The organism is Pantoea sp. UYEF8 (genome assembly GCF_040546285.1).
Lineage (GTDB): Bacteria > Pseudomonadota > Gammaproteobacteria > Enterobacterales > Enterobacteriaceae > Pantoea > Pantoea brenneri.
In genome coordinates this window covers 76,469-88,390 of the sequence record NZ_JBEPNM010000003.1, presented here as the reverse complement: position 1 = coordinate 88,390, position 11,922 = coordinate 76,469, and the positions used below count along the sequence as shown (strand labels likewise).

Genomic DNA, 11,922 nt, shown 5'->3' with positions numbered 1-11,922 from the left:
AAAAGAAGCGGCCGGCACCGCCAGGGGACCGGCCCGCTTTATGGCAGATTACTGACCTTCCAGCACCCGGATATCGGCGCTGCCCAGCCGATCTTTCTCATCTTTACGCAGCGCAGCGACCTGCTTCGCGCTGACCGGTTCAGACGCCTTGTTGCCCCAGCTGTTACGCACGAAGTTGACCACATCGGCAACCTGCTGATCGTTCAGACGCCAGCCAAACGCCGGCATGGTGATGGTCGACGGCGCGCCCTGTACGCCAGGCAACTGTCCGCCCACCAGCACGATATGGATCAGCGAGGTCGGATCATCGGCCTGCACCACCGGGTTGCCACGCAGCGCCGGGAAGAAGCGCTGATAGCCACTGCCGTCGGTTTTATGGCAGGCGGCACAGCTGTCAACATAGGTGGCTGCGCCGGTCGCACTGTCGTCACCTTTCCACAACGCTTTGGCGGTGGCGTCATCGACGCTGAACACCGTCTGATGCGGATCTTTCGCGCCGAGCGACTTCAGATAACGCGCAATGGCGGTGATATCGGCGTCGCTCAGATGCTGCAGACTGTGCTCAACCACCTCGGTCATGCCACCAAATGCGGCGGTCTGATCGTTGCGGCCATAGCGCAGGAACTGTCGCAGATCGTCTTCACTCCAGCGGCCCAGCCCATCGCGGTTATCGCCGCGCAGGTTGCTGGCGGTCCAGCCATCAATCGGCGCGCTGCTGCCAGCCAGATAGTCACTGCCTTCCTGGTTGGTCAGCGCCTTCTCCTGCATGGTGACGCTGCGCGGCGTGTGGCAGGCGCCACAGTGGCCCAGACCTTCCACCAGGTAGCGGCCGCGCGCCAGCACCGGATCTTCCTGTGCGGCAGGCTGGAACGCCTTAACCTCAGGAGCAAACACCGTACGCCAGATCGCCAGCGGCCAGCGCATCGACAGCGGCCACGGAATGTCGCTCTCTTTATTCGGTTGCTTCACCGCCGCCACGCCGTGCATGAAGTAAGCATAAAGCGCCTTCATGTCCTCATCGCTGACCACCGCGTAAGAGGGAAACGGCATCGCCGGATAGAGCGTATCGCCATTTTTCGCCACGCCATGACGAACCGCCTTCTGGAAGTCGTCGTAGCTGTAGTCGCCAATGCCGGTTGCCGGATCGGGCGTGATGTTGGTGGAATAGATGGTGCCAATCGGCGTAGCCATCGGCAGGCCGCCAGCAAACGCCGCGCCGTCTTTCGCGGTGTGACAGGCAACACAGTCACCGGCCCGCGCCAGATACTCGCCCCGTTTCACCAGCTCGTCACGGTTGTCGTCCGCCAGCGCGGCGAAGGTCAGGGTGCCCAAAATCAGGGCCAGAATGCCATTTTTCATCGCCATGTTCCTTATGCCTGCACCAGTGGACCTGGGTTCTTCAGGTACTGCTCACGAATCGCTTTAGCTGACCAGTACGTCAGCGCCGCCACCATGCCGGTCGGGTTGTAGCCCAGTCCCTGCGGGAAGGCGGAAGCGCCTGGCACAAACACATTCGGCACATCCCAGCTCTGCAGATAGCGGTTTACCGCGCTGGTTTTCGGATCGTCGCCCATGATCGCCCCACCACTGATGTGGGTGGTCTGATAAACGGTCGAATCGAAATGGCTGCCCGGCTTTTTCGCGCCGCCAATGATCATTTTCGGGTTCATGGCTTCGGCGATTTTATGCATCTTGCCGACCATGAACTGCGCCATTTTGATGTCGTTCTCCTGCCAGTCAAAGGTCATACGCAGCAGAGGCTGGCCGTAGGCATCTTTGTAGTTCGGATCGAGATCAAGGTAGTTAGCGCGATAGGACTGGTGCGCACCATGGGCATCCATCGACAGGTGATGGGTATAGGTGTCGGCCACTGCGGCTTTCCACTGGCTGCCCCAGTTCGGCGTACCCGCCGGCACCGGCAGGCCAGAGATCGGTTTGGTGCCCGCCTGGTTAACCCAGAATGGCGATCCCCCGACAAAGCCGTGCGGACCGTGATCGAAGTTATCGGCATTGAAATCATCAATCCCGACGCCCGCGCCACCCGCACCGATAAATGGGTTGGTGGTGGTGTTTTTGTCGAACAGCGCCTTCAGCGTCGAGAGGTTCTGATAGGCGAAGTTACGGCCGACGGTGCCTTCGTTGGTGATCGGGTTGTAAGGTTTGCCAATGCCCGACAGCAGCATCAGGTGCACGTTGTGGAACTGGAAGGCGGAGAGGATCACCAGATCTGCAGGCTGAATCTGCTCGCGGCCCTGACCATCAACATAGGTCACGCCGGTGGCGCGCTTTTTGTCGTCGCTGAGGTTAACCCGCAGCACGTAGGCGTTGTTGCGCAGCTCAAACTTCGGTTCCTGACGCAGCGCAGGCAGAATATTGACGTTTGGCGACGCCTTGGAGTACATGTAGCAGGCATAACCACTGCAGAAACCGCAGAAGTTGCACGGGCCCATCTGTGCGCCGTAGGGATTAGTGTACGGGCCGGAGGTGTTAGCGGACGGCAGATCGTAAGGGTGATAGCCCACCGACTCTGCTGCCTGGGCGAACAGCTGCGCTGAATAAGTGCGCTTCTGCGCGGGCAGCGGGAAGTTATCTGAACGATCGGGCGCAAACGGGTTACCGCCCTTGTCTTTCCCCACCACCTTACCTTTGATGCTCCAGGCGCTGCCTGAGGTACCAAACACCTTTTCCGCCTTGTCGAAGAACGGCTCCAGTTCGTCATAGCTGACGCCAAAGTCCTGAATCGTCATGCCCTGCGGAATGAAGTTCTTGCCGTAACGCTCTTCGTAATGGCTGCGCATCCGCAGTTCAATCGGATCGACGCGGAAATGGACGCCAGACCAGTGCAGACCCGCGCCGCCGGTGCCGGTGCCCGGCAGAAACGCGGCCAGCTGGCGATAAGGTACCGCGGTCTGCGAAGCATCATGACGAATGGTGACGGTGCTTTTAGAGAGATCCTGGAACAGTTTTTTGCGGACGTTGTAGGTCAGCTCATCAATTGACTGCGGGTAAGAGCCGTCAGGATAGGTATCGCGATGCGGTCCGCGTTCCAGCGCCAGCACGTTGAGACCCGCTTCGGTCAACTCTTTCGCCATGATCGCGCCTGCCCAGCCGAAACCGACGATCACCGCATCCACTTTTTTCATTTCGTTTGCCATGCTTACGCTCTCTCCCCGCGAATCGACACTGACGGGAACGGATAACGTTCGCCGCGCTCTACCCAGTCCATAAAGTCGGCGCGTGCGCCAGGGAAGTTGATCAGCTTCCAGCCCACCATTCCCTGATTACCGCCGTGGATAGGATCGCTGAAGAAGCCTTCGCGGGTGTTTTGCAGCAGAAACGCAAAGAAGGTTTTGGCCGGCAACTGGCTGAATTCAGCGTTGCCACTCTCCATCGCCTGCAGTAAAGCATCCTGCTGCTCGCCGCTCAGCTGCGCAAACACCTTGCCATGTTGCTGTTTGCTGTAGCCATCGGCATCGGCAATGCCCAGGCGGTAAATCTGCTGCGGCACCAGCGGCAGCTGATAGCCCAGCTCTTTTGGCAGGTCGGGATTAAACGGTCCCTGCATATACCAGTTAGAGCCGGTGGCATATGGGGTATTCATCTGGCGATCAATGAACTCCGGCACGCCGGCTTCCAGCGCGCCAGGGCCGCGCTCATCGCGCGGGATCAGGCGTGCAACCGCGGCGGAGATAAACGCGAACTCTTCGGCGGTGAACCAGGCGGGCTGGTAGTCACGCGCCTGCTGGGGCGCGGCCGGGGTCTCAGCCGCCTGTGCCGCCAGCGGCAGCGACAGTGCGCCCATCGCCGTACTGCCTACCGCCATTGCTGGCGCCAGGGTGATAGTCTTCAGCAAAAAATCCCTGCGTGAATGACCCTTTTTTTGTTCTGACATGACATTGCCTCATTCCCGCCAGTCGGCGGTATGAAAGGGTAAATGGTTGCGTTGTTATGATTTTTATTAGCGGATTAAGGGTTACAGCTTCATTGTTACCGGTAACAATGCGCGCTAGTGTAACACCACTGTCGATAAAGATTTAGTTCCTGGAAACAAAACCGCACAATTTCATTAACATCCACCCCGGCTGTCATCAGCAGAAACAACAGACTACAGACATCAGGCAGGCAAAACGTTATAACAGGCAACACACAACAGCGGAGTGCCTATGTTTAAGTCTTTTTTCCCGCGGCCAGCGCTGTTTTTCAGCTCAGCGGCCCTCTGGAGCTTATTAGCGATTTTTGCCTGGTTTGGCTTTGCCGCGCATCTGCCCGGCATGTGGCCCACCCTCGACGCAGCGATGAAACAGCCATTACCCACCAGTGCCGCGCGGTTTATTGCCGCCAGCCAGCTGTGGTTTTATCTCTACTACTGGATAATGGTGGCCGTTTTTGCCCTCGCCTGGCGGCTGATTGACAATCATCCGTGGCAGCGCTGGTCAGTCTGGGGATCGGCGCTGATTATTTTTGTCACCTGGTTTGGTGTGCAGGTCGGCGTGGCGGTCAACGCCTGGTATGGTCCGTTTTATGACTTAATTCAGAAGGCGCTGACGAAAGCAGGATCGGTGCAGATCGTTGAGTTTTATCACGAAGTGCGTGCTTTTCTCGGCATCGCGTTGATCGCGGTAGTGATTGGCGTGCTCAATTCGTTCTTTATCAGCCACTGGGTTTTCCGCTGGCGTACCGCCATGAACAACTACTATATGCATAACTGGCAGCGACTGCGTCATGTCGAAGGCGCCGCGCAACGTGTGCAGGAAGACACCATGCGGTTTGCCTCTACGCTGGAAGACTGGGGCGTCAGTTTTATTCAGGCGATCATGACCTTAGTGGCCTTTTTGCCGGTGCTGGTGGCGCTGTCGCACCATGTCAAAGATGTGCCGTTCCTTGGCAATATTCCGTATGCGCTGGTGATTGCCGCCGTGCTGTGGTCGGTATTCGGCACCGGTTTACTGGCGATAGTCGGCATTAAATTACCCGGCCTGGAGTTTCGTAATCAGCGGGTGGAAGCGGCTTACCGAAAAGAGCTGGTGTATGGCGAGGATAATGCTGACCGCGCCCGGCCACAGACGGTGCAGGAGCTGTTCGGTCGGGTACGGTTCAACTACTTCCGTCTCTACTTTCACTATCTCTACTTCAACATCACCCGCATTCTCTATCTGCAGGTGGATAATGTGTTTGGCCTGTTCCTGCTGTTTCCGTCGATTGTGGCCGGCACCATCACGCTGGGCCTGCTGAACCAGATTACAAACGTATTTGACCAGGTGCGTGGTTCATTCCAGTACCTGATCGCTTCATGGTCAACGCTGGTTGAACTGATGTCGATCTACAAACGTCTGCGCAGCTTTGAGCAGATTCTGGATGATATCCCGCACGATGAGATGATGCGCGAAGCGTCAGAAGAGGTATAACGGGCTGGAAAGAGAGAAGCCGCAATAATGTGGCTTCTTTTTTTTAATCACAGATCAAACGCTATTCTTTTGCCTGTCGGCAATTTGACATCGATACTTATCTCGCCTCCCAGAGCGGTAACATAACGCTTCAGCGTAGAAAGGCGGGGATCGTTATCAGCCTGTTCCATTCTGGCGATAGTGGGCTGTTTCACACCCATTGCGTGTGCCATCTCTGTCTGTGAAAGGTTGAGTTCTTCCCGCAACATGTTTAGCGCGACAACCTGCCGCATTGCATCAACTTTTTCGGCAATGCGCTCGCGACTTTCCGAGCTTTGTTTTGCCATCAGCTCTTTTAAATTAGCCATTATCCCCTCCATTCAGGTACTTACAGAATTCAGCATCTGCCAGTTTGATCATGTCTTTATAGAATTTCTTTTCCTTAACCCCGGTTTTATCGCCTGCACACAACACAATGCCGCGGCGAGAAGGGTCAAAAGCAAAGAAGGCTCGTATCGGTTTGCCTTGATGCTGCACTCTTAGTTCTTTCATATTCGGAAAATCAGAGTCGTCTACGGTATCAGCAAACGGCCTCCCTAACTGCGGCCCATACTCAGACAGGATAACCCTCGCTGCAAGCATATCCTCTTCAGTTCCTCGGTCTGAGTCTTAAACCACTCATCAAATCTATTAGTTGTATTCACATCTGGTTGTATTCACATCCCACATCGCAACATCCTTATAGCGAATAAGCTATAAAGACAAGTGTCTCGCGAGCGACCAGGGCAAAAGGATCTCCCAGACCGCAAACCGGCTTTGAAAATAATAAAGCCACTCTGATGAGTGGCTTTATTATTTACAGAGGCTGGAGGTGAAAGGACGCCCCCGCGCCGGTAAGTGGCAATCACCTTTTACAAGGCAATACGCATGACGCTGTCGGGATCTTTTGGCGGCGCTTTACGCGAACCCGGTTGCTTGACGCTGACATAGAGCGTATTACCGTCGGCGGACAAAGCGAGGCTGTTCGGCAGACCAGGGGTTTTCACGCTCCGTTTCACGCGGTAGTTGCTGGCGTCAATGATGCTGACTTCGCCCGCTTTACGGTGAGTAACATACAGCTCATTGCGATCCTGATTGAACAGCACCGCCAGTGATTCCGGCACGTCAATTCGCTGGATCACCTGCTGAGTGCGCAAATCGACCACCAGCACCTGAGCCTGCTTCGAATCGCTGAGGAAGGCACGCTGACCGCGCGTATCCAGCGCAATGTTGAGGAAAAAGTGCTCTTTATCGCCGTCGATCTTCTGCTTCTTCTCAATCGCATTAGTGCGGGCGTTGAGGGTAACCAGCTCACCGTCGCCATTGGTGACGTAAACTTTCTGCGCCGCTGAATCTACCGCCAGCCCGGTCGCCATTTTGCCGGTATTCGGCACGGTACTGATCAGCTGCAGCGTGCTGCCATCCACCACCCAGACCACGCTCTGCGGTCCCAGACCGGTAACATAAACGCGATTGGTTTTCACATCGACGGCCACCTGACGCGGCTGCAGCGGACGTACCGTTTCACTGCGCTTGCGGCCATCGAGTAGCAGGCTGTTGAGCACTTTGCCGCTGCTGGCGTCAATGGCGGTCAGTGAACCCTCAACGGTATTGCCGACGTAAAGCACGTTAGTCTGCGGGTTGATCGCTGCGCCAAACGCTTTCAGGTCACTGTTAATCGACTGCTGCACCGCCAGCGTGGTGGGATCGAGACGGAAAACCGTGCCACCGTTTCCGTTGCTGTTCTGTGACGTGGCGACAAAAACCGCGTTATCTTTCGGGCTGAAGGCCAGTTCGTACACGCCTTTGCCGATCGGCTGGTTGAGTTCATCTGCCTGCACCGCCAGTAAGCCTGACGCAGAAAACAGTGCTGTCGCCAGCATCAGAGGACGCAGCGCCCAGCGCGTATTGATTATCGCTTTCATAACTTCTCCATAGTAAATCCACCGCAGACACGGTGAAAAGAAAGCCCGACATTGCAACCAGAAAGCATCTGACCCGCGATCAGATGAGAATGTTTTTGAGAATAATAATTATTTCGGTGGGAAAGTGACAGGATTATTATTGGTCAGCAACCAACGCCGCCAGGACGCCCGGGGGCGTCCTGTCAGCACAAGCGGAGAATGCGCAGCTTATTTCAGCAGCTCAGCGGTCATGTGAACGCCGTTGTTGGTGTAGGCTTCGGTGATTTTATATGAAGCACCGTGTTCCTGCGCCTGAGCAGCGATTTTCGCTTCAGCGCCGTCCAGCGTAGAGTCGACAGCGGTCACAGACTGGGCAAAGCTGGCGAATGGCAGAACAGAAAGCGCGATAACTGCTGCAAAAGTTTTGATAGATTTCATGGTCAATTCCTCGATTAAGTTTTATCAGGTAAGGCGTGTTGCCTTGTTGATAGATATACTAGGCCGAATCTTGATCAGTAAAAAGCGGAGACTTTTGCTTATCTCTTTCAATAAAACTGATGATGAAAAGCACATTTCGCACAGTTATTGCTCAAAAGGTTAATAATCCACAGTCAATAAAAAAGGCAGCACAAATGGCTGCCTTTGATCGATTAACCGTGATGCCGCACCCGGCTGAAGATAGTCAGCGCCGCCAGCAGCATCAGTACCCCGCTGGCGAGGAATACGCCACCCGCACCGCGCAGGTCAAACATCCAGCCCCCCGCTGCGGCACCGACGGTGATCGCCAGCTGGATAGTCGCCACCAGTAAACCCCCGCCTGATTCGGCATCATCCGGTACCGCGCGCGAAATCCAGGTTGACCAGCCGGTTGGCATCGAACCAAACGCCATGCCCCATACCGCCACGCCCACGCCAACCAGCCAGCTGACGTCGCCGAAGCTCACCAGCAGCAGCGCGGTGAGGCTCATCAGCAGCGCCATGCCACTGAGGGTCAGCGATACGCTGCGGGTCACCAGGTAGCCAGCCAGCGAAGTCCCGAAAAAGTTCGCTACACCAAACGCCAGCAGCGCCAGCGATAGCTGATTGAGATTCAGCTGAGCAACGCCTTCAAGGAACGGGCGCAGATAGGTAAAGAAGGCGAAGTGGCCGGTAAACATCATGATGACGGCCAGCATGCCCCAGCGCATCACGCCGATCCGCAGCAGATCCAGCACCCCGCCGCTACGCGCCTTATTCTCTGCCGGCATCGCGGGCAGGGTGAAAAATTGCCACAACAGCGCCACGGCCCCCAGACCGGCGGTCAGCATAAAGATGTTGCGCCAGCCGACCAGCCCACCGAGATAACTGCCGAGCGGCGTGGCGATAATGGTCGCCAGCGAGATACCGCTAAAGACGATGGAGAGCGCGCGCGGCACCTGATCGGCCGGCACCAGCCGCATGGTAATCGCGGTCGACAGCGTCCAGAAGCCACCAATCGCCATGCCCAGCAGCACGCGCGCCAGCAGGATGGTCGTCAGGTTCCCGGCCAGCGCCACCATCAGCGCTGAAGCAATCAGCAGCAGCGAAAACACCAGCATCACGATGCGGCGGTCAATCCGTCGGGTGATGCTGGCGGTGATCAGGCTGGTAAACAGCGCGACCAGTGCTGTAATGGTTACGGTCTGACCCGCCTGACCTTCGGAGACGCCAAGACTCTGAGCCATCGGCGTCAGTAAACTGACCGGTAAAAATTCGGCGGTGATCAGGCTGAATACGCCAAACGCCATTGCAAATACCGCGCCCCACGCGGGACGGGCGGGCGAGGAAACCTCATCAGCCACTTCGGTTGTCAGACTCATGCTGCTTCTCCGGATGCAAAAAAAAGTAAGTGTGATGATAGTGGGCAGCCGCAAGACGATCTATGATGCTTACACCGTCATTTTTGATAATTCGTCTGGAATCGTATGAGCCATTATGAAGACCTGACCAGTGAACTGCTGATGGGAATGCGGCTGTATGGGGTTAACTATCAGCGCATCGCCGTCAGCGCCCCGTTCGGATTGCGCTTTGATAACGCGCCAGGACGGGCACAGTTTCACTTTGTCGGACGCGGCACGTTGCAGGTGCGCAGCGCCTCAGGCGAGGTGTTTCAGCTTAACAGTGGCGATGCGCTGTTAGTGCCGCATGGCAAACCGCACAGCCTGATCTCCAGCGAAGAGGTGGAGTGTCAGTGTGTCGCCAATATGGCGAGCAAACCGATCTGCGACAGCGTCTGCGCCATCACCGCCCCGGCCGATGCCTGTGACGACGAACACAGCGTGCTGTTGTTCAGCGCCTGTATGGCGTTTGAACTCGGCGGCATGCAGCCGCTGATTAATACCATGCCGGATGTGATGCTGGTGAGTACCCTGCTGTCGCAGTACCCGGAGATCCGGCCGATTCTGGAGGCGATGGAACGCGAGTCGCGTACCCGGCAGGCGGGCTTCGCTGGCATCCTTTCGCGTCTGGCGGATGTGGTAGCGGCGCTGATTGTGCGTGGCTGGGTGGAGAATGGCTGCGGTAAAAGCAGCGGACTGGTACAGGCGATGCGCGATCCGCGGCTCAGTCAGGCAATTGCCGCCATGCACCGCGAACCGGGCGAGAACTGGACGGTGGCGCGGCTGGCCCGCGTGGCGGGCTGCTCACGTTCGGTATTTGCCGAGCGCTTTCTTAACGCCACCGGCATGACGCCGCTGCGTTATCTGACCGAGCTGCGGATGCGGCTGGCGGTGCAGCGCATTGTGAATAACGGTGAGGCGGTGGAAGCCGTCGCCTTTCATCTCGGCTACGGCTCAATTGCGGCTTTTAGTCGCGCCTTTAAGCGCATTGTCGGTCAGTCACCTGGCGCGCTGCGTGCCGGACGCGACAGCAGCCAGGCGCTGGCCTCTTAGCGAAATACGCTGATCGCTTCCACCAGGCGGTTGGCCTGATGCGTCATGCGGCCGGAAGCTTCGGCGCTTTCGGCTACCCGGGCAGCGTTCTGGTGGGTGATGTCATCCAGATCTTCTACCGCGCTACTGACTTCGCTCAGCGCCGTAGCCTGTTCAGCGGTGGCCGCACTGATCTGTGCAATCAGCGTGGTGACGTTCTGCACCTGCGAGACGATATCCTGCATGGTGCGGCCCGCTGCGCTGGCGTGCTGATTGCCGGAACTGACCCGGCTGGCGCTGGTCTCTACCAGCATTTTAATCTCGCTGGCGGCTTTGGCGCTACGCTGCGCCAGGCTGCGGACTTCACCTGCCACCACTGCAAACCCCTTGCCCTGCTCGCCCGCCCGCGCTGCTTCAACCGCCGCGTTAAGCGCCAGAATATTGGTCTGGAAAGCAATACCGTCGATCACGCTGGTGATGTTGGCGATGCGCTTTGAACTGTCAGCAATTTCGCCCATCATCTCCATCATCTCTTTCATTACGTCGCCGCCTTTCATCGCCGCGCTGCTGGTATCTGACGACAGGGTATTCACTTCATGGGCGGTTTCGGTGTTGCTTTTCACCGTCGCGGTCATCTCATTCATGGTGGCGGCGGTTTGCTGTACGTTAGCGGCCGCCTGCTCGGTGCGGCGACTCAGCTCGTTGTTACTGCGGGCGATGGCGTCGCTGGCGCTGAGTACGTTTATCGCCTGTCCGCTGACATCATCCACCAGCCAGCGGAACATTAACCCGAGCTGGCCGATGGCGCGCAGCGTGACGCCGACTTCATCAACCCGATCCATCTGATCAACTTTATGGCTGGCACCGGTCGCCACGCTCAGCGCCTGTTTGCACATCCGCTCGATAGGCCGTGAGATCTGCTGCTCCAGCCACAGGCTGGCCAGCGTCAGCAGTGCCGTCATCCCCACCGTGAAGCCGCCCAGTGCCGCCGGCGTGACGCCTGCGGCCCAGACGCCCGCCACCGACAGCGGCAGTAAGGTCAACAGGGTGCTGCGGATACGCCAGCGAAGCGGCAGCGTTTTCAGGATAGAAGCAGGTCGCCGCCAGCCGCTGCGCACCACCAGGCCTTTATAAAAGCGTCGCCCTTTCGTACGCCCTGCCTGAAAATCCTGATACAGCGCCTCCGCCTGACGTACTTCTTCCGCGCCCGGTTTGGTGCGCACCGACATATAGCCCTGCACCTTCCCGTCGCGCACCACCGGTATGGCATTGGCGCGTACCCAGTAATGATCGCCATTTTTACGGCGGTTTTTCACCAGTGCTGTCCAGGGTTCGCCCTGTTTCAGCGTGGCCCACATATCGGCAAAGGCTTCTGCCGGCATATCCGGGTGACGCACCATATTGTGTGGCTGGCCGTTGATCTCTTCGGTAGAGAAGCCGCTCGCCTCAATAAACGCATCGTTAGCATAGGTGATGTAACTGTTGAGATCGGTAGTCGACATCAGGGTCGCGTGATCGTCGAACAGATATTCACGCTGGGAAACGGGCTGGTTATTACGCATCTCAAAAGTCCTTGAAGGCCCATTATCCTGCACGCTGGGGTGATGTTGTCAGCGTGGAAGCGTTGGGCAAATAAATAACGATTACCTTTTTTATGTTTTCGGCATGCTTTCCTACTCTCTTTAGCGTTTCCGTTAAATTAGTGGC

The 11,922-nt window shown here is 57.1% G+C and carries 10 protein-coding genes and 1 pseudogene; 2 read left to right on the top strand and 9 right to left on the bottom strand.

The window, feature by feature from the left end:
• Positions 1–48: 48 nt before the first annotated feature.
• From ABIB18_RS06745 to ABIB18_RS06735, 3 genes are read right to left on the bottom strand one after another with little or no spacing between them, the layout of a single operon-like run.
• Positions 49–1,359 (bottom strand): c-type cytochrome, encoded by a 1,311-nt coding sequence (locus ABIB18_RS06745; RefSeq protein WP_031377436.1) that lies wholly within the window; start codon positions 1,357–1,359, stop codon positions 49–51.
• 11 nt (positions 1,360–1,370) lie between these two features.
• Positions 1,371–3,155, bottom strand: coding sequence for a GMC family oxidoreductase (locus tag ABIB18_RS06740; protein WP_279809641.1), 1,785 nt, complete (start codon positions 3,153–3,155; stop codon positions 1,371–1,373).
• Positions 3,156–3,157: 2 nt separating this feature from the next.
• Complete coding sequence (locus ABIB18_RS06735) at positions 3,158–3,892, bottom strand: gluconate 2-dehydrogenase subunit 3 family protein (RefSeq protein ID WP_069728767.1); 735 nt, start codon at positions 3,890–3,892, stop codon at positions 3,158–3,160.
• 271 nt (positions 3,893–4,163) lie between these two features.
• Here ABIB18_RS06735 and sbmA point away from each other — a divergent pair, with 271 nt between their 5' ends.
• Positions 4,164–5,405 (top strand): peptide antibiotic transporter SbmA, encoded by a 1,242-nt coding sequence (gene sbmA, locus ABIB18_RS06730; RefSeq protein ID WP_031375483.1) that lies wholly within the window; start codon positions 4,164–4,166, stop codon positions 5,403–5,405.
• A 47-nt stretch (positions 5,406–5,452) separates the two neighbouring features.
• On the opposite strand, the gene ABIB18_RS06725 is transcribed toward sbmA, so the two are convergent.
• The 5 genes and pseudogenes from ABIB18_RS06725 to ABIB18_RS06705 form a co-directional block, all read right to left on the bottom strand.
• Positions 5,453–5,752 (bottom strand): helix-turn-helix domain-containing protein, encoded by a 300-nt coding sequence (locus ABIB18_RS06725; protein WP_089561283.1) that lies wholly within the window; start codon positions 5,750–5,752, stop codon positions 5,453–5,455.
• Positions 5,745–6,100, bottom strand: a pseudogene (locus ABIB18_RS06720) (type II toxin-antitoxin system RelE/ParE family toxin). Before ABIB18_RS06720 ends, ABIB18_RS06725 begins: the two are co-directional and overlap by 8 nt.
• A gap of 195 nt (positions 6,101–6,295) precedes the next feature.
• Positions 6,296–7,348 (bottom strand): 7-bladed beta-propeller protein YncE, encoded by a 1,053-nt coding sequence (gene yncE / locus ABIB18_RS06715; RefSeq protein ID WP_069728765.1) that lies wholly within the window; start codon positions 7,346–7,348, stop codon positions 6,296–6,298.
• A gap of 207 nt (positions 7,349–7,555) precedes the next feature.
• Complete coding sequence (locus ABIB18_RS06710; RefSeq protein ID WP_031375486.1) at positions 7,556–7,765, bottom strand: YdgH/BhsA/McbA family protein; 210 nt, start codon at positions 7,763–7,765, stop codon at positions 7,556–7,558.
• 212 nt (positions 7,766–7,977) lie between these two features.
• A complete protein-coding gene (locus tag ABIB18_RS06705) occupies positions 7,978–9,165 on the bottom strand; it encodes an MFS transporter (protein ID WP_031375487.1) in 1,188 nt (395 codons plus the stop codon).
• A 105-nt stretch (positions 9,166–9,270) separates the two neighbouring features.
• Between ABIB18_RS06705 and ABIB18_RS06700 the strand changes: the two genes are divergently transcribed.
• Positions 9,271–10,236 carry an AraC family transcriptional regulator gene (locus ABIB18_RS06700; RefSeq protein WP_069728763.1) on the top strand — a complete coding sequence of 322 codons (966 nt, stop codon included), beginning with the start codon at positions 9,271–9,273 and terminating at the stop codon, positions 10,234–10,236.
• Here the strand turns inward: ABIB18_RS06700 and ABIB18_RS06695 are convergent.
• Complete coding sequence (locus tag ABIB18_RS06695) at positions 10,233–11,777, bottom strand: methyl-accepting chemotaxis protein (RefSeq protein WP_031375489.1); 1,545 nt, start codon at positions 11,775–11,777, stop codon at positions 10,233–10,235. The two genes, ABIB18_RS06700 and ABIB18_RS06695, sit on opposite strands and share 4 nt — an antisense overlap.
• Between the last annotated feature and the right edge of the window lie 145 nt (positions 11,778–11,922).